The 21,394-nt window shown below is 71.0% G+C and carries 23 protein-coding genes; 9 read left to right on the top strand and 14 right to left on the bottom strand.

Annotation, left to right across the window (positions count from 1 at the left end; genetic code table 11):
- The first annotated feature begins 50 nt into the window (after positions 1-50).
- Positions 51-1,586 carry a hypothetical protein gene (locus ACWIHT_RS07660; protein ID WP_456165455.1) on the top strand — a complete coding sequence of 512 codons (1,536 nt, stop codon included), beginning with the start codon at positions 51-53 and terminating at the stop codon, positions 1,584-1,586.
- Here the strand turns inward: ACWIHT_RS07660 and ACWIHT_RS07655 are convergent.
- Positions 1,571-3,022 carry a sigma-70 family RNA polymerase sigma factor gene (locus ACWIHT_RS07655; protein WP_456165453.1) on the bottom strand — a complete coding sequence of 484 codons (1,452 nt, stop codon included), beginning with the start codon at positions 3,020-3,022 and terminating at the stop codon, positions 1,571-1,573. The genes ACWIHT_RS07660 and ACWIHT_RS07655 overlap by 16 nt on opposite strands.
- Before the next feature lie 209 nt (positions 3,023-3,231).
- Between ACWIHT_RS07655 and ACWIHT_RS07650 the strand changes: the two genes are divergently transcribed.
- From ACWIHT_RS07650 to ACWIHT_RS07640, 3 genes are all read left to right on the top strand, one after another.
- Positions 3,232-3,648: an SsgA family sporulation/cell division regulator gene (locus ACWIHT_RS07650; RefSeq protein ID WP_456165451.1), complete on the top strand. Its 417-nt coding sequence runs from the start codon at positions 3,232-3,234 to the stop codon at positions 3,646-3,648.
- A 98-nt stretch (positions 3,649-3,746) separates the two neighbouring features.
- Complete coding sequence (locus ACWIHT_RS07645; protein ID WP_456166017.1) at positions 3,747-5,162, top strand: NAD(P)/FAD-dependent oxidoreductase; 1,416 nt, start codon at positions 3,747-3,749, stop codon at positions 5,160-5,162.
- A 42-nt stretch (positions 5,163-5,204) separates the two neighbouring features.
- Positions 5,205-5,834 carry a hypothetical protein gene (locus tag ACWIHT_RS07640; RefSeq protein WP_456165449.1) on the top strand — a complete coding sequence of 210 codons (630 nt, stop codon included), beginning with the start codon at positions 5,205-5,207 and terminating at the stop codon, positions 5,832-5,834.
- A 27-nt stretch (positions 5,835-5,861) separates the two neighbouring features.
- Here ACWIHT_RS07640 and ACWIHT_RS07635 read toward each other — a convergent pair whose 3' ends face one another.
- The 3 genes from ACWIHT_RS07635 to ACWIHT_RS07625 form a co-directional block, all read right to left on the bottom strand.
- Positions 5,862-6,563 (bottom strand): polysaccharide deacetylase family protein, encoded by a 702-nt coding sequence (locus ACWIHT_RS07635; protein ID WP_456165447.1) that lies wholly within the window; start codon positions 6,561-6,563, stop codon positions 5,862-5,864.
- 23 nt (positions 6,564-6,586) lie between these two features.
- The gene (locus ACWIHT_RS07630; RefSeq protein ID WP_456165445.1) at positions 6,587-7,273 is read right to left on the bottom strand and encodes a glycoside hydrolase family 11 protein; all 687 of its coding nucleotides are present in this window, start codon (positions 7,271-7,273) and stop codon (positions 6,587-6,589) included.
- Positions 7,274-7,452: 179 nt separating this feature from the next.
- Entirely contained in the window at positions 7,453-8,064 is a 612-nt protein-coding gene (locus tag ACWIHT_RS07625; protein WP_456165443.1) for a TetR/AcrR family transcriptional regulator C-terminal domain-containing protein, read from the bottom strand.
- A 57-nt stretch (positions 8,065-8,121) separates the two neighbouring features.
- On the opposite strand from ACWIHT_RS07625, the gene ACWIHT_RS07620 reads away from it, so the two are divergent.
- Positions 8,122-9,600 (top strand): FAD-dependent monooxygenase, encoded by a 1,479-nt coding sequence (locus ACWIHT_RS07620; RefSeq protein ID WP_456165441.1) that lies wholly within the window; start codon positions 8,122-8,124, stop codon positions 9,598-9,600.
- Between the two features lie 22 nt (positions 9,601-9,622).
- Positions 9,623-10,378, top strand: coding sequence for an SDR family oxidoreductase (locus ACWIHT_RS07615; RefSeq protein ID WP_456165439.1), 756 nt, complete (start codon positions 9,623-9,625; stop codon positions 10,376-10,378).
- A gap of 61 nt (positions 10,379-10,439) precedes the next feature.
- Here ACWIHT_RS07615 and ACWIHT_RS07610 read toward each other — a convergent pair whose 3' ends face one another.
- The 10 genes from ACWIHT_RS07610 to ACWIHT_RS07565 all read right to left on the bottom strand — a co-directional run bounded on the left by ACWIHT_RS07610 (position 10,440) and on the right by ACWIHT_RS07565 (position 18,365).
- Complete coding sequence (locus ACWIHT_RS07610; protein ID WP_456165437.1) at positions 10,440-11,141, bottom strand: TetR/AcrR family transcriptional regulator; 702 nt, start codon at positions 11,139-11,141, stop codon at positions 10,440-10,442.
- A 73-nt stretch (positions 11,142-11,214) separates the two neighbouring features.
- Positions 11,215-12,453 carry a cytochrome P450 family protein gene (locus ACWIHT_RS07605; protein WP_456165435.1) on the bottom strand — a complete coding sequence of 413 codons (1,239 nt, stop codon included), beginning with the start codon at positions 12,451-12,453 and terminating at the stop codon, positions 11,215-11,217.
- Positions 12,454-12,461: 8 nt separating this feature from the next.
- Positions 12,462-13,676 (bottom strand): cytochrome P450, encoded by a 1,215-nt coding sequence (locus ACWIHT_RS07600; protein WP_456165433.1) that lies wholly within the window; start codon positions 13,674-13,676, stop codon positions 12,462-12,464.
- Positions 13,673-14,266, bottom strand: coding sequence for a GTP-binding protein (locus tag ACWIHT_RS07595; RefSeq protein ID WP_456165431.1), 594 nt, complete (start codon positions 14,264-14,266; stop codon positions 13,673-13,675). The genes ACWIHT_RS07600 and ACWIHT_RS07595 overlap by 4 nt, the downstream gene beginning before the upstream one ends.
- Positions 14,244-14,600: a DUF742 domain-containing protein gene (locus ACWIHT_RS07590; protein ID WP_456165429.1), complete on the bottom strand. Its 357-nt coding sequence runs from the start codon at positions 14,598-14,600 to the stop codon at positions 14,244-14,246. The genes ACWIHT_RS07595 and ACWIHT_RS07590 overlap by 23 nt, the downstream gene beginning before the upstream one ends.
- Positions 14,597-15,022 (bottom strand): roadblock/LC7 domain-containing protein, encoded by a 426-nt coding sequence (locus ACWIHT_RS07585; protein WP_456165427.1) that lies wholly within the window; start codon positions 15,020-15,022, stop codon positions 14,597-14,599. Before ACWIHT_RS07585 ends, ACWIHT_RS07590 begins: the two co-directional genes overlap by 4 nt.
- Positions 15,019-16,368: an ATP-binding protein gene (locus ACWIHT_RS07580; protein WP_456165425.1), complete on the bottom strand. Its 1,350-nt coding sequence runs from the start codon at positions 16,366-16,368 to the stop codon at positions 15,019-15,021. Before ACWIHT_RS07580 ends, ACWIHT_RS07585 begins: the two co-directional genes overlap by 4 nt.
- Complete coding sequence (locus ACWIHT_RS07575; RefSeq protein ID WP_456165423.1) at positions 16,368-16,607, bottom strand: hypothetical protein; 240 nt, start codon at positions 16,605-16,607, stop codon at positions 16,368-16,370. The genes ACWIHT_RS07580 and ACWIHT_RS07575 overlap by 1 nt, the downstream gene beginning before the upstream one ends.
- A 42-nt stretch (positions 16,608-16,649) precedes the next feature.
- Positions 16,650-17,741: an ATP-binding protein gene (locus ACWIHT_RS07570; RefSeq protein WP_456165421.1), complete on the bottom strand. Its 1,092-nt coding sequence runs from the start codon at positions 17,739-17,741 to the stop codon at positions 16,650-16,652.
- Between the two features lie 207 nt (positions 17,742-17,948).
- Entirely contained in the window at positions 17,949-18,365 is a 417-nt protein-coding gene (locus tag ACWIHT_RS07565) for a hypothetical protein (RefSeq protein ID WP_456165419.1), read from the bottom strand.
- A gap of 465 nt (positions 18,366-18,830) precedes the next feature.
- On the opposite strand from ACWIHT_RS07565, the gene ACWIHT_RS07560 reads away from it, so the two are divergent.
- From ACWIHT_RS07560 to ACWIHT_RS07550, 3 genes are all read left to right on the top strand, one after another.
- Complete coding sequence (locus ACWIHT_RS07560) at positions 18,831-19,646, top strand: class I SAM-dependent methyltransferase (protein ID WP_456165417.1); 816 nt, start codon at positions 18,831-18,833, stop codon at positions 19,644-19,646.
- Positions 19,643-20,968, top strand: coding sequence for a salicylate synthase (locus ACWIHT_RS07555; protein ID WP_456165415.1), 1,326 nt, complete (start codon positions 19,643-19,645; stop codon positions 20,966-20,968). The genes ACWIHT_RS07560 and ACWIHT_RS07555 overlap by 4 nt, the downstream gene beginning before the upstream one ends.
- Before the next feature lie 203 nt (positions 20,969-21,171).
- On the top strand, positions 21,172-21,372 hold the full coding sequence (locus tag ACWIHT_RS07550; protein ID WP_456165413.1) for a DUF5988 family protein: 201 nt from the start codon (positions 21,172-21,174) through the stop codon (positions 21,370-21,372).
- The last annotated feature ends 22 nt before the right edge of the window (positions 21,373-21,394 follow it).

Genomic DNA, 21,394 nt, shown 5'->3' with positions numbered 1-21,394 from the left:
GCGCCGGTCGTGTCGGACGTACGAGACGCATACCGTTCACTTTCGTCGGGGTGGCCCTGCTGGCGCCGCTGGTCGTTCCCGCCGCTTCCGCGCAGGCGGCGTCGGGTTCGCTGACCGTCACCACGCTGGGGCGGCACGGCGCGAAGGTGGCGACGACGGTGACCGTCGTCGCCGTGCCGTCCGACGAGACGTACAGCGTGAAGTCCGGCAAGAAGCTCAGCCTGCCCGCGGGCAAGTACCTCGTGATGGCCGACATCTCCGAGAGCACCGCGGACGGCCGGGGCACGGACACCATCGGCGCGCAGGTCGTGACGGTGTCGGGGGCCAAGTCCGTGACCCTGGACGCCCGTAAGGGCAAGGCCGTGAAGGTGTCGCTGGACGCCCCGGCCGATGTGACCGAGCCCGCCGTGATCAGCACGCGGGTGTGCGCCGCCGACGCCACCATGCCCTCCGCCGTCGCCGTGGGCGGCGGGAACTCCGCGGGGTCCGTCTACGCCATCCCCAACTCCTCCAAGCTGCTCCAGTTCGGGTTCATGGCGCAGTGGTCCGGCGGCGACAGCTACATCGCGGTGAAGAACACGACCGGTGTCCCGGCCGCGCCCGGCGGGTCGTTCAAGCGGTCCCAGCTGGCGACGGTGCGTTTCTCGGTGCGCGCCGGGACGCAGATGGCGAACGAGCACAACGTCGCGCTCCAGGCCGCGCCCAAGGTCGACAACTGCACGACCGACATGTACGCCGACGTCGACGACGACAACGCGCCGTACAGCGCCACCGCCCATGTGACGCCCGGGAGTTGGCAGCCGCGCGACGACATCTACGCGAGCAACGGGGACGACGTCGGGGGCGGTTTCCCGGCGGTGCGGACGCTGAAGGCGGGGCAGAGCTTCACCCAGTCGTTCGGGCGTGCCGTGTGGAGCCCCCTGCACTACCTGCCGACCGTCTGGCAGAAGTCGGTGAACTTCCTCCCGGGGGCGCTGATCGGCGACCCCGACGTGGGCCCGAGCGGAGCCGATCCGACGAAGGAGACGGTGGTCCTGTACAAGGGGAGCACCACCGTCAAGAAGCAGACCCTGACCAACTGGGCTTCCTCCGACAGCGGTTTCACGGCCCGGATCCACTCGGCCGGTTCGTACCGGCTGACCGTGGACGCCCACCGCTACCGCCCGGGCATCACCTTCCCGTCCGGCATGCTGTCGTCGCGCGTCACGCTCGACTGGCGGTTCAAGGCGGACCCGGCCAAGTCGGTGGTCGCCCCCGTCTTCATGACCCGCTTCCTGCCGGCCGGCCTCGACAGCCGCAACCGGGCGAAGGCGAGCGGCATTACGTCGGTCACCGTGAGCGCGGGCCGCGGATCCCAGTTCCCCGACGTCAAGTTCACCAAGTCGACCGTCAAGTCCCTGAAGGTCTGGGCGTCTTCGGACGGCGGTACGACCTGGAAGGCCGTGTCCCTCACCCGCTCCGGGTCCTCCTGGAAGGCCGCCGTGCACAACCCGGCCTCCGGCGCGGTCGCCCTGCGCTCGCAGGTGACCGACTCCGCCGGCGGCACGTCGACGGAGACGGTCTACCGCGCCTACGCGATCGGCTGATCCACCTCGGCCATCCGGCCACAGGGACGGCCGCCACCGCCGCCCGGGGTCTCAACAGGTGTGGGTTCGGCGGGAGTCGGGGCCACCGCGGAGGGTTCCGGTGACGGTTCGGACGGGGTGGTGGGCTCCGGGCTCTCCGGGGGCTCCTTCACGGGATCGCTCGGAGCCGGGTAGCTGGGCGTCGGCTCAGGATCCGAGGGAGCCGGTGACGTCGGAGTCGGCGACGGCTCCGGAGTCACCGGCGGCGTGGGCTCGGGCGTGGGAGCCGGCGTCGCAACCGGGGGCGTAGGAGCCGGTGTTGGACTGCTGTCGCCCACCGGTATCGCTACCGTCACGGGTCCGCGGTCGCCAAGTACGGCCGGGGGTACGGCGGTTGCGGACCCGTCCGGTGCCGGTGCGGTCGAACTGCCGCCGCCCGGCGTCTTCTTGGGCTTTCCCGCCCCCGGCTGCGATGCCATCGGCGCCTGGGTGACCGGGACTTCGGCCACCGGGCCCTTCGCCACCGGGACCTCGGCGGAGTCACCGCCGCCGAGCACGACGATCACCGCGACGGCGCCCGCGACGGCCGCGCCGACCGCCGCCCCCACCTGGGTCTTGGAGGCGCCGACCGCCGCGTGCCGTACGCCGTGCAGCAGTCCGCCGTGCCCGCTCGCCGCGGTGACCGCGCCCGCGGACCCCGCACCGAAGGCCAGCAGGAACTTGCCCGCGCCGCCGAGCACGAACACCAGCAGGGCCGGTGCCACGAGCGCGGGCAGCCGGTCGTTGGCGCGCATCAGGGCCGCGAGCCGGGCCCGGCAGTCGTCGCACCCGTCGACATGGCCGAGGAGCCGTTCGGACTGCCGCTCGGTGGCGCCGCCGCGCACATACGCGGGCATCCGGGCCCAGTGCACCTGGCACGCGGGATCGTCCGGAGCCCCGGTCTGCGCCCGCAGGAACGCCTGCCGCATGCCCTCCCGCGCGCGGTGCAGCAGTACGGCCGTGGCCCCCTGCTTGGTGCCGAGTTGGGGTCCGATCGCCGCCAGCGGCAGCCCCTCCGCCTCGGCCAGCCACAGCGCCTTCACCCAGCGCTCCGGCAACTGCTCAAGTACCCGCACCAGCAAGTCTGTTGAGGACACCTGCTCGGCCGGATCGCCCCCATGGACCTGGTCGTGCGCCCGTTGAGCGCCGACCCGCTCGCCGACCTCCGGATCGAGCGGCGTCTCGCGTACGGCGCTGCCCGCCGCGCTCGCGAGGTGCTTCACCGTGGTCATGAGGTACGCCGGTACGTTGTCGATCTCGTGCCCGGCGGACAGCCTGCGCCACACCCTGAAGTGCGCCTCGGCGACGAGGTCTTCGGCGACCCAGGTGTTGCGGGTGAGCGAGCGGGCGTAGGCGACGAGGCGCGGCTGCTGCTCCTCGTAGATCCGGGCGTATGCGGCGGTGGGGCCGTCGTTCATGGCAGCAACGCTCCAGTTGCCAGTGGGGCGGGGGAATGGGCTTGTACCCTAGATGGCAAAACTTTCAATTAAAGTTGCAGCCGCCCCCCAAGGTGACACAGGTCACATGAATTGCCTTGTGCGACGGCGTAATCAAAGACCCCTCCGCGAGATCAAGGAGGGTGCGTCGGCACAACGGCCGCCGCCCCCGCCCGAATCGGAGACCGCCCATGAGCCCCGTCACCCTGGAACAGCCCACCGGCGCCCGCCTGCTCGCCGACGACGACCAGGAGTTGGCCGTGACGGTCACGCTCCGCTACTCCTCCGGCGATCCCTTCGCCGTCCAACTCCTGTTCCCCGCCTGGATATCGCTCGACGGCAAGAAGGTGACCTGGACCTTCGCGCGGGCACTCCTTGAGGAGGGTCTCGACACCCCCGCCGGGATGGGCAACGTGCACATCAGGCCGTACGGCCCCGCCCACACGGCGGTCGAGTTCCACTCGCCGGAGGGCATCGCGATGATCCGCTTCGACTCGGTCGCCCTGCACCACTTCCTGCGCCGCACCTACCGGGTGACCGAACCGGGCCGGGAGGCCCTGGAGCCGTCCCTCGACCGAGGACTCGCCTCGCTGCTCGACGGCGCATGACGCGGGAGCCGGACCGGTGGGCCAACTGCCCTCTGTGGCGGGCGAATTGGGCTTGTTATCGTCCCTTCATGAGTGAATCGCCGCAGCGGCCGCCCCAGATGTCCCGGACGTCCACCCGTGCCGTGGTCGTCGGCGGCAGTCTCGCCGGGATGCTCGCCGCGGCCGCCGTCCGCGACCACGTGGACAGCGTCGAGATCATCGAGGCGCACGAGCTGCCGGAGGGCCCCGAGTCACGCCCGGGCGTGCCCCAAGCGGCGCATTTCCATGTCCTGTTGTCCGGCGGAGCGGACGCGATCGACGAACTGCTGCCCGGCTCGATCGCCGAACTGCTCGCCGCGGGCGCCAACCGCGTACCCATGACGACCAACATGGTGCTGTTCTCCCCCGAAGGCTGGTACCGCCGCTGGAAGCGGGACAGCCACTACCTGATCGCCGCGAGCCGGGACCTCACCGACTCCGTCGTACGCCGGCACGTGCTGAAGGACCCGCGCATCCGGGTCCGTCCGCACACCAAGGTCACGGCCCTGCTGGGGAGTTCGCGCCGGGTCACCGGGGTACGGCTGAGCGCGGCCGACGGCACCGAGCGCGAACTGACCGCGGACCTGGTCGTCGACGCCTCCGGAAAGGCGGCGCGCACTCCGCACTGGCTGGCCGAACTGGGCGTCCCCGCCCCGGCCGAGGCCCGCATCGACTCCGGCATGGCCTACGCCAGCCGGATCTACCGCGCCCCCGTCCCCACCCGCAACTGGCCCCTGATCAACGTCCAGGCCGACCCGCGGAGCGGCGGACCCGGCCGCGCGGGCGGCATCGTCCCGATCGAGGACGGCCGCTGGCACGTCAGCCTGATGGGCACCCCGGGCGGCCAACCCACGCGCGACGCGGCCGAGTTCGAGACCTACGCCCGCACACTGCGCCACCCGCTCGTCGCCGACCTCCTGGCCCACGCGGAACCGCTCACCGACGTCGTCATGACCCACAGCACGGTCAACCGCCGCTACTACTACGAACGCCTCAAGTCCTGGCCCGAGGGCCTGATCGCCCTCGGCGACTCGGTGGCCGCGTTCAACCCGGTCTACGGCCACGGCATGTCGGTGGCGGCCCTGGGCGCCGTGGCCCTGCGCACCCAGCTGTCCTCCCTGGGCCTCGGCCACGGTCTGTCCCGCGCGGCCCAGCGGGCCATCGCCGGTCCCGTCGAACTCGCCTGGAGTCTCGCGGTGGGCCAGGACATCCACTACGCGACCACCCAGGGCAGGACCGCGGGCCCGGCCGACCGGCTGCTCCAGCGCTACGTCAGCCGCCTCTCCCACACCGCGACGGGCTCGTACCACGTGGCGACGGCGATGACGGAGGTCCTGACGCTCAAGTCCCCGGGCACGGTGCTGCTGCGGCCCGGCGTCGTCACGGCCGCGCTGCTCGGACCGCTGCGACCGCGGCTCGACGGGCCGACGTTCACGGCCGGGGAGCGACGGCTCCTGGCGGACGCGGGCATCGCACTGCCCGGGATCAACTCGTAGCCGAGGCACCGGATTGTCGGTGGCGGCTGCTTCCATGACGTCATGAACACCGTGCACGACACCGCCGCCCTCCTCCCCGACCCCGCCGAACTCCGCGTCCACCTGCGCGCGTTGGCCGACCTGGACAGCACGATCGGCGACGACGAGGAGTTCCTCCAGTACACCTTCCACGCGGACTGGGGCCCCGAGGCGGAGGCGGCCCGGATGGTCACCGGCTCGGGGGACGAGTTCGCCGTCCTGTTCACCCCGGCCGGTGTGCTCGTGTTCGGCTTCGCCCACGAGTCGGAGATGAGCCCGTACGGGACGGACGACGAGGAGGTCTGGCCCGGCGTCATCGACGACGTGCCCGCCGCACTGCGCCCGCTCCTGGACGACCCCGCCTTCCACGACGAGAGTTCGGGCGTCCACCCGATCACCGTCTGCCTGTGGCGCGAGACCGGCGACACCGCCTGGCGCGCCGGTCCGGCCATCGAGTTCCCCGTCGGCAACGAGCACCCGGACGGGTCCGACTCCCTCTTCCACCTCCTCACCGACCGCTCCCCCGACACCGTCCGGGCCCACTTCGAGGACTACTACGAGCGTGCCGTCCCCCTCGACGCCGTCCGCCACGTCCTCGCCGGACACCCGGTCACCCCCGAGATCACCACGGCCCTCGCTCCGCCCGCCCCCTAGGGAGGGCGGGGTCGACTGGCGCCGTGGTCAGGGGGCGACGGCGCGGCCGGTCGCCGGGGAGATCATTCCGGCGCACAGGCCTCGGGCGGCCAACCCCTGCGCGATACGCGGGATCGCCGCGACCGTGTTGGGCGGCCAGTCGTGCATGAGGATGATCTGGCCGGCGGTGAGGCGTCCGGCCGCGGCGACGATCGCGTCGGTGCTCGCGCCGTTCCAGTCCTGCGAGTCGACGTCCCAAATGATCTGCGTCAGACCGTACTTGGCCGCTACGGCCTTCACCGTCGCGTTGGTCTCGCCGTACGGCGGGCGGAAGAGCCTGGGCGTGCCGCCGCCCGCGGCCGCGATGGCCTGCTGGGTGCGGTAGATCTCCGAGTCGATGGTCGCCTGGGTCTGCTGGGTGAGGTGCGGGTGGGTGTAGCTGTGGTTGCCGACCCACATGCCGGCGGCGACCTCGGCCCTGACCTGTGCGGGGTAAGCGGCCGCGTACTGGCCCTCGTTGAACGTCGTGGCCCGAAGGCCGTTCTGCTTCAGCGCGTTGAGGAGGGCGGGGGTGTTGCCGGACGGACCGTCGTCGAAGGTGAGCCCGACGTAACCGCCGCAAGTGGCGGCCTGCGCCGGGGTGTTGACGCCGACGGCGAGGGTGCCCGCGGCGACCAGGGCGGCGACGGCGAGCGTGGTGACCGGCGTGGTCACCCGGGATCGTAACGAGATGTGCGGTGCGGACTTCATGCGAGGTGTCCTCCCGAACTGGTTCAGCCCACCGTGATGTTGGAGTTGCCGCTGCTCTGGTAGCCCTCGGTCGCGAGGATCATGTAGTAGCTGAAGTTGCCCAGCGGCATTCCGGCGCGGGCCCAGGCGTCGAAGTGGTTGCCGGTGGTGATGGTGCCGCCGGTGCGCTTAGTCTGCCGGACGCTCCAGTACTGGTCGAAGGTCTTCGTGCCCTCGACCGAGGGGGCGTTGTACCGCGTGGTCCTGTAGATGTCGTAGGTGCCGCCGTCACTGGTGACGGTGCCCTTGTACGTGCCCGTGGGCCGGTAGGTGCCCCAGTTGTCGACGATGTAGTACTCGACGAGCGGGTTCGACGTCCAGCCGTAGAGCGACAGGTAGCCGTTGCCGGACGGGTTGAAGCTGCCCGAGTACGTCACGGTCCGGCGGGCGCCGGTGCTCCAGCCCTTGCCCGCCACGAAGTTGCCGGTGTTCTTCCACGTGGTGCTGTAGTTGCCCCCGGAGTTGAGGGTCATGGAGACCGTGCTCTGGGAGTCGGTCCAGAACGAGTAGTAGTAGCCGTTGTTGGTGCCGGTCTGGTTCGTGGTGATCACGGTGGCGGCACGGGCGGTGCCGGGCAGGGTCATCGCCGCGAGGAGGGCCAGCAGCAGGGTGCAGGCACCGCTGATCGACAGCCGTAAGCGGTTTGTCGTGCGTGCGGGTGTGTTCTCCATGCCGCGTCAGTGTTGGTACGTCCCTGTCAACTGTCAATAGTTTCGGTCGCAGGTGCGAAATATTCGCTGACGTATGGGCAGGTGGGATCACTGTCAATCAGCAGCTCACACAGCCGAACGAGCCCGTCCTCGAATGTTTCGAGCGAATGTTTCGAAGCCCGTTCGCCGACCTGCGCCCCTCACCGCCCCGCGAGGATCGCCGCCACCCCGAACTCGAACCGCTCGTCGAAGGACCCCGGCGCGAGGTGTCCGGCCACGCGGTGCAGTGCGGGGTGGGTCGCGTCGGAGATCGCGCGGGCCAGGATGTCGCCCAGCGGACGGTGGTCGACGGCCTGTTCCTCCTGGGTGAGGCCCAGGGCGAAGTAGATGACCGCCCACGAGGTCCAGGCCGCCTCACGGTCACCGAGGCCGCACGCGAGCAGCGCCTCGACCAGCGCCTCCGCGAAGGCGAGGGTGCCCGGTTCGGCGGGGTAGGTGCCGACCACCAGGGCCGCGCCGTCACGGTGGGACAGCAGGCCGCGGCGGAAGCGGCGGGCCAACTCGCGGGCCCGTTCGGCGGGTTCGGCCGGCAGGTCGGTCAGCGGGATCTCGCCGAGTACGGCGTCCGCCATCAGGTCCAGCATCCGGGCCTTGGTCTTCACATGCCACTGGACGGTGTTGATCCGCACGCCGAGCCGGTCGGCGACCGCGCGCGTGGACACCGCGTCGAGGCCCTTCTCGTCCAGGAGGTCGAGTCCCGCGCGAATCACCGTGGCCGGATCCAGCCGGTCGCTCTGTTGCCTATTGGTCACCGACCTAGTTTACTGCATCCACAAGCATTGGTCAGCGACCAAGAAGTGGGTGGTCCCGTGGAAACACAGCAGGTCGTCATCGCCGGAGGCGGACCCGTCGGGCTCTGGCTCGCCGCCGAACTGCGGCTGAACAACATCTCCGTCACCGTCCTGGAAACGCGCGCCGACATCGACCAGCGCTCCAAGGCGCTCACCGTGCACCCGCGCGGCATCGAGGTACTTGCCTCACGCGGGATCCATCAGCGCTTCCTCGACGAGAGCCTGAAGATCTCCACCGGCCACTTCGCCAACCTCGCCGACCGGCTCGACTTCTCCGTCCTCGACACCCCCTTCCCCTACACGCTCTTCATCCCCCAGGCCCGCACCGAGGCCCTCTTCGAGGAGTACGCCCTCGGGCTCGGCGCGAGCATCCGGCGCGGCCACCGCGTCACGGGCCTCACCGAGCACCCGGACTCGGTGACCGTCCAAGTGGAGGGGCCGCAGGGGCCGTACGAGATCCGGACCGAGTACCTCGCGGGCTGCGACGGGACCCGGAGCACCGTGCGCCAGGCGGCCGGGATCGAGTTCCCGGGTACGGAGTCCCGTTACCTCGGCTGGCTCGGCGACGTGCTCTTCGACAACCCGCCGGCGCCCGGCTTCAACCGCTTCACCGAGCGCGGCGGCCTGATGATCGTGCCGCTGCCCGACAACCGGTGGCGCATCGCCGGCACCAGCCCCGACAGCGCGACCACCGAGTGGCCCGGCGACTTCACACTGGAGGAACTGCGCCAGAAGGTCGTCGACATCGCGGGCGAGGACTTCGGCATGCACGACCCGTCCTGGCTCTCCCGCTACGGCAACGCCACCCGCCTCGCCTCCCACTACCGGCGTGGCCGCGTCGTACTCGCGGGCGACGCCGCCCACCAGCACTACCCCACCGGCGGCGTCGGCATGAACGTCGGCTTCCAGGACTCCTTCAACCTCGGCTGGAAGCTGGCCGCGACCATCGACGGCTGGGCCTCGGAGGGGCTGTTGGACAGCTACCACACCGACCGGTATCCGGTCGGCGAGCAGTTGATGGAGCACAGCCGCGCGCAGACCTACCTGTTCCACGCGTTCACGCCCGAGGGCCTCGCCCTGCGCGACCTGCTGAGCCGAATGGTCCCGGAATCAAGGGAGTTCAGCGACGTACTGGCCGGCCGGCTCACCGCGCTCGACGTCGCCTACCCGAGCGCCGACCCCGCGGCCCACCCGGTGACCGGCACCCGCGCCCCCGACCTCGCCCTCCCCGGCACGGACAGCACCCTGTTCGGCGCGCTGCGGGCGGACTCGTACGTCCTGCTCGACCTCACGGCCGACGGCGCGCTCGCCGACCGCGCCGAGCAGCGGATCACCGTGCACGGCGGGGCGCCCGAGCAGACCCGGGACGCCTGGGAGGACGTACGCGCCGCGCTGATCCGCCCCGACGGGCATGTCGCGTGGGCCTGGACGGAACAGGACGACATCAAGCTGGCGGCACAGGTCGACACGGTCGTCGCCACGACCCTCGGCCGCTAGTCACACGGAAAGGACCGCACTCATGGATCTCGGACTGAAGGACAGGGTGTACGTCGTCACCGGCGGGACGCGCGGCCTCGGCCACGCCGTCGCCCGTGAACTGGTCGCCGACGGCGCCAAGGTGGTGATCACCGGCCGCGACGAGAAGCGCGCGGTCGAGGCGGCGGCCGAACTGGGCCCGAACGCGGCCGGGGTCGGCGTCGACAACGCCGACCCGCGGGCACCGCGGCAACTGATCGCCACCGCAAGGGAGTTGTTCGGCGCGTTCGACGGCATCCTCGTCAGCGTCGGCGGACCGCCCGCGGGCAGGGTCGCGGACAACACCGACGAACAGTGGCAGGAGGCGTTCGAGTCGGTGTTCCTCGGCGCGGTACGCCTGGCGCGGGCAGCCGCCGCGGAACTGCGGGAAGGCGGCGCGATCGGCCTCGTCCTCTCCGTCACGGCACACGAACCGACCCCCGGCATGACCATCTCCAACGGTCTGCGCCCCGGACTCGCCGGCTTCGCCAAGTCCCTCGCGGACGAACTGGGCCCCCGCGGAATCCGCGTCTTCGGCCTGCTCCCCGGCCGCATCGGCACGGACCGTATGCGCGACCTCGACGGCCTCGCCCCCGACCCCGCCGCGAAGCGCGCCGCCAACGAGTCGGCGATCCCGCTCCGCCGCTACGGAGCCCCGGAGGAGTTCGGCCGCGCGGGCGCGTTCATGCTGTCACCGGCGGCTTCGTACGTCACCGGGGTGATGCTGTCGGTGGACGGCGGAGTGCGGCGGGGGTTCTGAGGCCACGAGACCGTTCCGTCCGGGGAGTGGGAATGACGGCACACTCGATCCAGGCGTCGTCTCACTCCTCGGCGGACTCCTTCTGCGCCTGGCTTTCAAGGAAGTTCACATAGAGCTTCTCGCCCCGGTCCACCGAAAAGTCGACGAAGGGGAGGACTTCGGGTACCGCGATCGCGGCCATCAGGTTCTGATACCCGCGCGATATGTGCGTCTCGACCTCGTGAAGACCTCCGTCGACGACGATCGCGGTGAGCACAAGACCGGACCAGAATCCGGACACCTGACGGGCCTGGTCCGCCGGAACGACATGCGGCCGGATCTCCTGCCGTCGCTGGGCGTCCTCAAGCTGGCCGGTATTGAATGCGACCCAGTCGCCCCACGGAGTCCCGTACTCCTCGTAGGAGCCGAACTCGAACGACAGCTTCACGGCGGCGAGCAGGGCGTCCTCGCGGGCCACTCTGTACGCTAAAATCATGCCGATATCGTAGATTTCCTGGACTTTCAATCGCTGCGGCACCAGACCGTTCATGGTCAGAGTGTTCGCCATGATTTCTCTGGCTACGCCTCTTTTCCCTTCGGGGAACTGATTGTAAAAGAACCTCTTATTGGAATCCGCATCAAGAATGAGGTCGCTGAGGCTGGCCCCTCTGTAGCCCTCCTCCACGAATTTCCGTGCCGCAGAATTGATGATGCGCTGTCTGCCGTCAATCGTGCGCTTCTGGATTTTTCGAGGCGGCTTCTGCTGCTCGGGCTGTTCAGTCATTGAATCGGTCTCCCCCTCTCCCCCACCCGCAGGGTTGCCGCCGGTGAGCCTTATCGGAATGGGCAAATGTATCTCACACCGTGGCCGGGCGGAGGCGGACGGGCAGTGACTGGTGTCCGTTGCTGATGAGGGAGTTCAGCGGTTTCAACTCGGCGGCGGGCACGGCGAGTTCGATCTCGGGGAACCGGTCGAACAACGCCCGCAGCACGGTGGTGATCTCCAGGCGGGCCAGCGTCGCGCCCAGGCAGAAGTGCATGCCGTGGCCGAAGGCCAGATGGTCCTTGCTCGCGCGGGTGATGTCGTAGTCGCCCGCGGTCGTGCCGTGCCAGTTCGGGTGGACGTTGGCCGCGCCGAAGGAGGCCAGGATGGCGTCGCCCCGCGCGATGGACGTCCCGTCCGGCAGGTCGATGGGGTTGATCGCGTACCGCAGGGGCACGTGGGTGACGGGCGGTTCGAGGCGGAGTGTCTCCTCGACGGCGTCGGTCCAGTCGGCGTCGCCCGCGGCGAGGTGGGCCCGCTGTTCGGGGTGGGTCAGCAACAGGCTGATGGCCTGGTCGATGACGTTGACGGTGGTCTCGTAGCCGGCGCTGAGCACCAGCACGATGGTGCCCAGCAGTTCGGCCTCGGTGAGACCGTCACCGTCGCCCTCGCTGTCGCGGACACCGATCAGGTGCGAGATGAGGTCCTCGCCGGGCGCGGCCCGCTTGGCGGCGACGAGTTGGGTGATTACCCCGTACAGGGCGCGGTTGTTGTCGTCCGCCTGAACGCCGGTGAGCGTGGTGTCGAAGACGCCGTCGACGATGGTCCGGAAGCCGTCCAGCCGGTCGGAGGGCAGGCCCAGGAGGTGGCCGATGACCGTGATGGGGAGCGGGTAGGCGAGCCGCTGGCGCAGGTCGGTGATCTCGCCGGCGGGACGGGTCTCCAGGGTGTCGAGGATGCCGTCGACGGTGCTCTCCACGATGGTGGTGAGGGCCGCGATACGGCGGGCCGCGAAGGCCGGTGCGATCATCCGGCGCAGTCGGCGATGATCGCCGCCCGCCGCGGTGAACATGTTCTCGACATTGATCCACAGGGCGAGCGGCCACGTCCGGACGACCTCGTCGAAGCGCGGCCAGTGCGCGCGGCCGTCCTTGGAGACGTCGGGACTGGTCAGCAGTTCCTTCAGCAGGGCCGGGTCGCTGACGGCGTGGGCGGTCACGCCGAGGATGTCGACTAGGGCGGCGGATCCGTGGGCGTGCAGCAGCGCGTGCTCGGCGCGCCGGCCGGCGCCGGTGGGGTCGAGGACGAGGGGCTCGGAGTGCTGGGGCGGCATGACGGTCCTCACTGGTTGACGCGGGGGAAGACGACGGGCAGGTGGGAGAGGGCCCGGTGGAAGGGACCCGGGCGCCAGGTCAGTTCCCGCGGGGCACACGCGAGTTCCATCTCGGGCAGGGCGTCGAGCAGGTGGGTGATGGCGCTCTCGGCGATGAGGTAGGCCTGGGAGCGGGCGGGGCAGGCGTGCGGTCCCGCGCTCCACGCGAGATGGGCCCTGTTGCCGGAGGCGTTGTGCGGGTCGCCCAGGGCGGGGTCGTTGTTGCAGCCGGCCATGGAGATGACGACCGGTTGGTGGGCGGGCAGGAAGTAGCCGCCGAGACTGACCGGGTGCGGCGGGTAGGCGAAGCAGAAGTTCGCCAGCGGAGGGTCCCGGTAGAGGACGAAGTCCAGGGCCTCGCGGACGGAGGCGTCGCCTGCGTGGACGTCTCCGGAGAAGTCGGCGTCGGTCAGCAGCCTCAGCACGGTGTTCGTGATCAGGTTGACCACGGGCTCGATGCCGGCGCCGTAGAGCGTGACGATCTGGTGGCTCATCTCCGTGTCGTCGAGCCGGGCGGGGTGCGCGATGAGGCGGGAGGTGATGTCGGGTCCGGGACTGTGCCGTTTGAGGGCGACGAGTTCGGCCACCGCCCGGCCGAGGATCTCGTTGCCGCGGAGGGCGGTCTCGCCGCCGTCGAAGAGCTTGTTCATGCCGTCGGCGATGCGGTGCCCGATGGAGTCGGGGCAGCCCAGGAGGTCGCTCAGCACCTGGAAGGTCAGCGGCCAGGCGAACTGGGTCAGCAGATCGGCCCGGCCGGCCTGGCGGAACCCGGCGACGGCGCGGTGCGAGATCCGCTCGACCAGGTCCTGCAACCTGTGCTCGTCGACGGCGTCGATGGCGGCGGTGTTCGCCTCGCGGTAGCGGGCGTGCTCCGCCCCCTGGGAGCGGATGGCGTTGGGGCGCCACTCCATCATCGGTTTGACCGGGCAGCTGTCGGGGACCGTCCGCTGCCACACCCGCGGGTCGGCGGGGAAGCGGTATTCGTCACGGAGGACCTGGAGGGCCTCGGCGTAGCCGATCACCAGCGTCGCGGCCACGCCCGGCGCCAGTTCGACCGGGACGAGGGGGCCGTGGTCGGTGCGCATGCGGGCGTAGGCGCTGTGCGGGTCGGCGGCGAACTCCTCCTCGTACAGCGGGTATTGAGGGGGAAGGGACGTGTCGGTCTGTGCGCGGGGCGGGGTCACGGCTGGGGCTCCAGATGACGGGCGGTCAGGTGCTCGATGAGTTCGATCAGGGCGAGGAGGCTTGAGCGGCGGTCGCGGGCGTCGCATTCGGTGAGCAGGATGCCGTCCTCCAGGGCGAGGGCCTGGCGGACCTCCCCGGCCGGGTAACCGGGTGCGCCGTCGAAGCGGTTGACCGCGACCGCGTACGGCACGCCGAGTTCTTCGACGAGGTCGAGCACCTCGTGGGAGGCCTCAAGGGTGCGGGTGTCGACGAGGACGAGAGCGCAGAGGGCGCCCTCGGTCAGGCTGGCCCAGAGCCATCTGAACCGGGCCTGTCCGGGCGTGCCGAACACGTAGAGCACGAGGTCGTCGTTGATGTGGACGCGGCCGAAGTCCAGCCCGACGGTGGTGGTGGTCTTGTGGGGCGTGCCGCGCAGATCGTCCACTCCGGCACTGGCCTCGGTGATCGGCTCTTCCATGCGCAGCGGCGCCACCTCGGTGACGGCACCGACGAAGGTGGTCTTGCCCACCCCGAAGCCGCCCGCCACGACGATCTTCGCCGAGCGCACGGCGGTCGTGGGGACGGGTTCATACCTTGGCGCGGAGCCCACGCAGTACCTCCTGCAAGACGCTGATGTCGGGCTGGTCGGACCGGACGCTGATCGGGGTGGCCAGATCGCGGCTGTCGAGCAGGTCGGAGACGAGGATGCGGACCGTGGACAGGGGCAGGTCCAGGACCGCGGCGATGTCCGCCACCGCGAGCGCGCCCTGGGCGTCGCCGACCAGGGTCATCACTTGGCGGGCGTCCGGCGGCAGCGTGCTGTTCGGGACACCGGCGGCTTTCACCAGGGTCTCCAGCCGTACGTCCGGCCGGGTGGGGCGTACTCGCCCGCCGGTACGGACGTAGGGCCGGATCATGTCCGGGTCTCGCCGCGGACCGGTCATGTCCGTGGGGCCTCCACCGGCTGCCTGTCGGCGACCGCCATCTCGTGGCCGACGCGCTGGGCGAGCGCCGCCATCTGCTGGGCGATCGTGGCGATGTCGGCGTCGGGGCCGGAGGTCTCCACCAGCAGCAGCATGTTGGTCCCGGCCTGTCCGATCAGGCAGAGGTGGGCGTCGAGTTCGACCAGCACCTGGCGGACGCCGCCGCCGTCCGAGTAGTTGTCGTACTCCCGCGCGATCGCGAGGAAGCCGGACCCCATGGCGGACAGCTTCTCGCCCTCCTCCTGCGTCAGGGAGTCCGTCCGGGAGAACAGCAGACCGTCGGAGCTGATCAGGACGGCGCACCTGACCCCGTCGAGGCTGCCGAGTTCGGCGTCGAGCAGCCAGCCGAGAGCGTTGGCGTGCGTGGACGTGAAGTAGGTCATGAAGGACGTTCCCCGTTACTTGTTGTCGGCGTCGAAGCGCTGCGCGCCCGGGCGATGCCCCGCGCCCATGCCGCGGCCACGTCGGGACGGCCCGGCTGGGCAGGGGTGTGTTCGTCCTGCTCGATGGCAGGGCCTGTCGTACTCGCGTGTGTGCGGCGCTGTCGTACCACCAGGCCGTTCGCGGTGGTGACCGCCGGAGTCGCCGCCGGGGCCGGGGACACCGGGGCCGCGGGGGTGTCCGGGGTCAGCGTGGTCAGCAGCGCGTTCGGCAGGAAGAGCAGCGCGCGCACCCCGTGGTAGTGGTTGGGCGCCTCCACGTCGGCCTGGAATCCGTAGTCGCGGCCCAGGGCGGCGACCACGCGGAATCCGATGCTCGGTTGTGCGCCGAGCCGGGTGACGTCGTTGAGCTGGTCCGCCGACAGGATCCGGCGCGCGGCCCGCAACTGCTCCAGGCTCATGCCCAGTCCGGCGTCGTCGATGGCCACGGTCATGCCGTGATGTCCCTCGTGCAGCCGGATCTCCACCCGGGCCGTCTGCGGCGAATACCTCAGGGCGTTGTCGAGGAGCAGCGCGAGCGCGTGGATGACCGGACCCACGGCACGGGCGGTCACCGCGGTGGCGGACTCCTCGTGCTCGATCCGTTCGAACTGGTCCAGGTGTCCCATGGCGGCGCGCACCACGTCGGTGACCGAGGAGTCCGGCCAGCGGCGGGACAACTTGCCGCCGCTGAGCACCACATAGCTCTGGGCGGCGAGCAGCAGCTGCTGCCCGTGCCGGTCGATGGTCACCAGGGATTCGTACGCCTCGTCACCGGCGTGCTTGCGAACTCCCGCGCTGACCTGCCTGCTCAGCCGGGAGGTGATGGCGACCAGTGAGGACGCCACGCTGCGCACGGCCGCCCGGGTGGTCTCCTCGGCACTCCGCCGGGCCTCGGCGGCCGCGGCCTCGGCGGCCCGCTGCACCTCGGCCACCTGCGCGCTGCCGGCGAGGTCCGACTCGTGCCGCACCTGCCGAACGGCCTGGGCCATCGCCTCGGCCACTTTTCCCAGCTGGTCGGCGACGGCCGAGCCGATCAGCTCGCCCGGCAGCGAGATCGGGAAGCCGTCCTGCCGCCCCCCGCCCGCGGCCCGCGCCTGTAGCGCGGGAACGACGTCCCGGGCCAGCGTCCCGACCGTCTCCTCCACGGCACGCAGCTGTTCGGCGAGCAACTGGCCCTGCCTGCGCGACCGTTCCGCGGCACGCTCGTGCGCGGCGGCGCTGCCACGGTAGTGCCAGGCCGCGGAACCGCCTGCCAGGGCCGCCACCCACGGCACCGCTGTCGCGCCGGCCTGTATCCAAAAGCTCATCAAAAACCTCGCATGCGGGTGTCGACGGAGTCGGAAGCCGGTTCCGGGCGTATCGGCGGCAGCGCACGACGGTGCACGACCGGGCCGGTGTGTGGATCAGCCGCCGCTGTGTCCGGGTGGGCACGTGGACGCGCGGTCGCCGGGAGGTCGGCGGTCGTCCGCGAGTCGTGCCGGGCCAAGGGCAGCGGGGACGGGCTGGCGCCGTTCCGCGGGACGGCGGCCTGGGTGGTGATGGCCATGAAGGCGTGCTCCGACAAGCGGGAAGACGTGACGTGGGCGGGTCAGTGCGGAGTGGTCCGTCCCACGGGATCGGCGACCTGGGACAGCACGTCGGCGAGGCGCTGCCGGCACTCGGTCGTGGTGTCGCCGGTGACCACCCAGTGGGCCGACCGGTCCGCGACCGAGGTGTGCGGCGGGGCGGTGACCCGCTCGCCCGTGCGACGGGTCCACACGAGCCGCTCCAGCCACGGCTGGGTGCGCGGCGCGGTCAGGGGCGGGACGGGGCCGAGGCGGCCGGCGGCTGCCGGGTGGAGGAAGTACGCGGCGGCGGCCCGCCTGCGGGTCGGGGTCAGATTGGGCCTGGTGCCGGTGGCGAGGGCGGCGGTCGCCGCCGGGAGGTCGATGCCGGTGGCCAGTTGCACCAGCAGCGGGACGAGGTCGCCGTCCGGGTTCGCGTCGACCTCGGTCACCGCGGGCCCTGGCACGGTCGGCCCCAACTCGACGTGCAGTACGCCGCGTTCGATGCCCAGGGTGCGCACGGCGTGGTCGACCGCCTCCGTCACCTCAGGGGCGTCGAGCAGTGGATCGCGTGCGTCGACGGTGCAGCCGGTCTTCAAGTAGTGCGGTTCCGGGCCCAGTTGTGCGCGCGTGATCGCGACGATGTGGAAGTCACCGTCGAGGACGACGATTTCGGCGCCGATCGCCGATCCGGCCGGGCACTCCTCGATCAGAACCCCGACGACACCCGGGTCCTCCAGCCCGAAGAGCGTCTCCCAGCCCGCCTGGCGGTAGGCCTCGCGGACCTCCGCGTCGTTGTCCGCCCGCAGTGTCGCGGCATCGCCCACCTGTCCTCCGGGCCTGACGACGACCGGATAGCCGAGCCGCCGGGCCTGCTCGACCGCCGCGTCCTCGTCACGGGCCGGGGCGGACCGGACGTGGAACACGCCATGGTCACTGGAACGCCCGTGGTCCTTGTGTCGGCAGACTGCCGCCGACAACGGGCAACCACTGGATAACCGGGGCTGTGTCGCCGCCCGTGCCGTCACCTCCACGTGGTCCTCCGTGCGCGTGCGGACTCCGGCGAGCGGTGTGTGTTCGGCGACCTGGTCGACGGCCGCCGCGGCGGCCTCCCGGTCCGCGGGATCGATCGCCACGAACTGTCGCCGTGGGCCTGAAGACCCGGCCCCGGGACCAGGAGGGGGTGAGCTGCTGCGGTGGGTGCCATCGTCGTCCTTGGAGTGGGGGTGATCGGCGGACTGGGGTGGAGGGTGCGGGATGGGGGTCGGCTGAGCGGGAGGTCGATCCGCCCGTGGGTTCCGGCACGGAAGGGCGGGTGTGGACAGGGGGAGTCGGCGACCGCGTCACGGAGGCAGGTCGGCGGGAGCGTCCGGGGCGTTGGCGCGACGGTGAACCGGCGCCACACGTGTCTCGGGTGTCTCGGGTGCTGACTGCGCGCCGGGGATGCGGACGGTGGCCCCGCTGTTGCCTGATCCCGGTGCCGGTGCCGGTGCCGTCCGTGCGGGGCGGCGCGGCTCGCGGCCGACGCGTTGCCGTCCGCGGTTCGTGCCGTGCCGGGCCGGGCGAGTCCGGTACGCGATGTCGGTGGTGGGCTGGTTGGAAAGGGTGTCGTGGTCTCGGTCGGTGGGTGGCGAGGGCACGGCGGTCTCCTGGGTGCGGGGGGTGTGTTCGTGCGGTGCCGGGCAGGTCCGGCGGAATGGGGTCGCGGTCCGGGGGCCTCGGCCGTGGGGCCGCCGCAGGTGCGCCGGGACGACCGTCATGGTCGGCTCCTCACTAGGAGACTATTCCGTCTCAAGGAGACTGAGTAGTCTCATCCGGTTCTGCGGCCATCGACCACATCCCGGCATGGCGCAATACTCCATATCCCGTACAAAAACAGGCTATTCCCTCGACCGAAAGGTGGGCTGAATGGTGATTGATGTCGGCACCTTCATCTCACGTGGGGCTAAATGTCCGATATTTTCTTATACTTCAGACGTCGATCGAGACTGATCAGTCTACTCTTTCGCCCCCAGCATGGAACTCCGGCCACGGACACGTCAAGCGATCCGTGACCACACAGTTACCGGGAGGCCCAGTTGTTACCAACCGCTCGTCCGAGTGAGCTGGGGTGCGCCTGCCGACCGGGCGGCCCCTTGAGCGCCGTGTCTTGACTCCCACTCACTCCGTGACCATGGGAGCGCACTGTTCCCTCCAGTGCGGGACCCAGTACGTGGAGGCAGTCCGTGTCCCACTACCTTTTCGACAGCGCCGCCGCGCAGGCCGTCGGCCGCTTCTCGGCTCTGGAGTCGTGCTACGACCCCGTCTCCCGCCGTCAGTTGGAACTGACCGGGCTCGCCACGGGCTGGCGATGCCTCGAAGTCGGCGGCGGCAGCGCTTCGTTGGGCGACTGGCTCGGGGAGCGGGTGGGACCGCGGGGCGAGGTGACGGTCACCGAACTCGAACCGCGCTGGGCCGCGTCACGCCACCGTCCGGGTCACGTACGGCTGTTGCGGCACGACATCGTCCACGATCCGCTGCCGGGCACGGACTACGACCTGGTCCACGCCCGGCTGGTACTGCTGCACCTGCCGGAGCGGCTGGAGGTGCTCGGCAGGCTCGTGGCGGCTCTGCGACCGGGCGGATGGCTGGTGCTGGAGGAGTTCGACTGCGGCTGGACACCGGTGCTGGCCGCGCCCGACGCCTCGTCGGCGGCCCTGTTCGAGCGGGTCCACACGGCCCTGCTGGGCCTGCTGGCGGAGGCCGGGGCCGATCCGCTCTGGGGGCGCCGCACGCTGGGCGCGATGGCGGCCGCCGGGCTGCGCGAGATCGCCGCCGGCACCTACGCCGAGGCCTGGCCGGGCGGCGGTACGGGCATCGCCCTGCACCGGCACAACGCCGACCAGGTCGCCGACGGGCTGGCCCGGTCCGGTGTGCCGGCCGCTGAACTGGCCCGGTTCCAGGCCTTGTTGCGGCACCCGGAATTCGTCGTCAACTCCTACCCCCTGATCAGCGCGCGGGGCCGCCGCTCGCACGAGAGCGAGAAGGACGGACCCCGATGACCGGCAACGCCTACCGGGAACTGCGCCTGCCACTGCGGGAGGAGCCGCCGGCGCTGATGGCCCGGCTGGTCCGCAGCGGCCTGTTCGACCCGTACGTCGTGTACGAGAGCGGTGCCGGCTGGTCCCTGGCCGGCGGCGTCCTGGCCTCGGTCCGGCTGACCGGGGAAGACGCCGCGGACCTCCGGCACCTGGGAGCGCGTCTCGCCGAGACTCCGGTGCGGGGCTGGCGGGCGTACGGCTGGGCCGCGTTCGAACTGGGCGCCGTACTGTCCGGAGGAGACCCGGACCCCGCCGCGCGGCCCCTGCTGCACCTGATCGTGCCGACCGACGAGGTGCGCACCGACGGGACCGAGGTCCTCGTCCGGTCCGTCGCCCCCGAACGGCTGGACCTGATCGCCGACCTGGTCCGGTCCCCCGGCACGGGCACGCCGCCGGAACCCGCCGGACGGATCGCGCTCCCCCTGGAGGACACCGGCAACTACCGGGCCGCGGTCGCGGCGGCCCTGGTGGAACTGCGGCGGCGGGGCCCGCTGGAGAAGGTCGTCCTCTCCCGGCAGGTCCCCGTGCCGACCGCGGTGGATCTGGTCGCCAGCTATGTCGCGGGGCGACGGGCCAACACCCCCGCACGCTCGTTCCTGCTCGACCTCGGCGGCATCCAGGCGGCCGGGTTCAGTCCGGAGACGGTGGCCGAGGTCACCGCCGACGGCCGTGTCACCACACGCCCGCTGGCCGGCACCCGGGCCAGGACCGGAACGGCCGCCGACGACGCCCGGCTGCGCGCCGCCCTCCTCGGCGACCCCAAGGAGATCCACGAGCACGCCATCTCGGTCCGGCTCGCGCTGGAAGAGCTCGACACGGTGTGCGACGACACCCATGTCAGCGCATACATGACCGTCCTCGACCGCGGCACCGTCCAGCACCTGGCCTCCACCGTCACCGGCCGGCTCCGCCCCGGCCGCGGCCCCTGGGACGCGTTCGCGGCCCTCTTCCCCGCGGTCACCGCGACCGGCATCCCCAAGGCTCCGGCCTATCCCCTGATCCGGTCCCTCGAAGGCAGGCCCCGGGGCCTGTACGCGGGCGCGGTCCTGACCTGCGACGCCGACGGCACCCTCGACGCCGCCCTCGTGCTGCGCAGCGTCTTCCGACAGGACGGCCGGTGCTGGATCCAGGCCGGGGCCGGAGTCGTGGGGCAGTCCCGGCCCGAACGCGAACACGAGGAAACCTGTGAGAAGTTGCGCAGCGTCGCCCACCATCTCGTCCCCGCCGCGAGCGTGCAGGACCCCGTTGCCACCGCCGGAGTCCCTTCCGATCCCGCTGCTTGACGGACCGTCAGATCAGTGCGTGAACCGGAGCCTCCGGGTTCGGGGACGCGGTGTGAACGGGCTCCGAGGGTGTGAACAGGTTCCCCGCAGTAGGCGCCCGCACACCCTTAACTCGCTTGCCCCCAGGCGTGTTTGCTACGGCGTGACCGGATGCCGTCGGTGTCCGGGAGCGGTGGCCCAACACGACGAGGATGTGGTGTGCGGTGATCACCATCGTGGTCGACGGCGGCCCCGAGGGCATGGCCCGGGTCCGCCGGATCGACGTGCGGGGGATTCCGGACCGGTGGGTGGTGGCCTACTACGGCCGGCACCAGCACTTCGAGCGGACCGGTACGACCGAGCTGGTCGAGGACCGGCCGGTGCCGGTGTTCCGTTTCACCTACAGCACGGCGATCGCCGAGTAGTCCGAGGCAAGTCCCGCCCGGA

The sequence above is a fragment of the Streptomyces sp. NPDC002276 genome (assembly GCF_053891435.1).
This window is presented reverse-complemented; position numbering and strand designations above follow the sequence as displayed.

Excerpts from the sequence above, each read along its gene's own strand:
- ACWIHT_RS07645 (WP_456166017.1), top strand. The coding sequence starts at position 3,747 with ATGTCCCGGACGTCCACCCGTGCCGTGGTCGTCGGCGGCAGTCTCGCC.
- ACWIHT_RS07555 (WP_456165415.1), top strand. The coding sequence starts at position 19,643 with ATGACCGGCAACGCCTACCGGGAACTGCGCCTGCCACTGCGGGAGGAG.
- ACWIHT_RS07650 (WP_456165451.1), top strand. The coding sequence starts at position 3,232 with ATGAGCCCCGTCACCCTGGAACAGCCCACCGGCGCCCGCCTGCTCGCC.
- ACWIHT_RS07590 (WP_456165429.1), bottom strand. The coding sequence starts at position 14,600 with ATGACCGGTCCGCGGCGAGACCCGGACATGATCCGGCCCTACGTCCGT.
- ACWIHT_RS07635 (WP_456165447.1), bottom strand. The coding sequence starts at position 6,563 with ATGAAGTCCGCACCGCACATCTCGTTACGATCCCGGGTGACCACGCCG.
- ACWIHT_RS07610 (WP_456165437.1), bottom strand. The coding sequence starts at position 11,141 with ATGACTGAACAGCCCGAGCAGCAGAAGCCGCCTCGAAAAATCCAGAAG.
- ACWIHT_RS07615 (WP_456165439.1), top strand. The coding sequence starts at position 9,623 with ATGGATCTCGGACTGAAGGACAGGGTGTACGTCGTCACCGGCGGGACG.
- ACWIHT_RS07655 (WP_456165453.1), bottom strand. The coding sequence starts at position 3,022 with ATGAACGACGGCCCCACCGCCGCATACGCCCGGATCTACGAGGAGCAG.
- ACWIHT_RS07575 (WP_456165423.1), bottom strand. The coding sequence starts at position 16,607 with ATGGCCATCACCACCCAGGCCGCCGTCCCGCGGAACGGCGCCAGCCCG.
- ACWIHT_RS07630 (WP_456165445.1), bottom strand. The coding sequence starts at position 7,273 with ATGGAGAACACACCCGCACGCACGACAAACCGCTTACGGCTGTCGATC.
- ACWIHT_RS07585 (WP_456165427.1), bottom strand. The coding sequence starts at position 15,022 with ATGACCTACTTCACGTCCACGCACGCCAACGCTCTCGGCTGGCTGCTC.
- ACWIHT_RS07605 (WP_456165435.1), bottom strand. The coding sequence starts at position 12,453 with ATGCCGCCCCAGCACTCCGAGCCCCTCGTCCTCGACCCCACCGGCGCC.
- ACWIHT_RS07640 (WP_456165449.1), top strand. The coding sequence starts at position 5,205 with ATGAACACCGTGCACGACACCGCCGCCCTCCTCCCCGACCCCGCCGAA.
- ACWIHT_RS07565 (WP_456165419.1), bottom strand. The coding sequence starts at position 18,365 with ATGACGGTCGTCCCGGCGCACCTGCGGCGGCCCCACGGCCGAGGCCCC.
- ACWIHT_RS07580 (WP_456165425.1), bottom strand. The coding sequence starts at position 16,368 with ATGAGCTTTTGGATACAGGCCGGCGCGACAGCGGTGCCGTGGGTGGCG.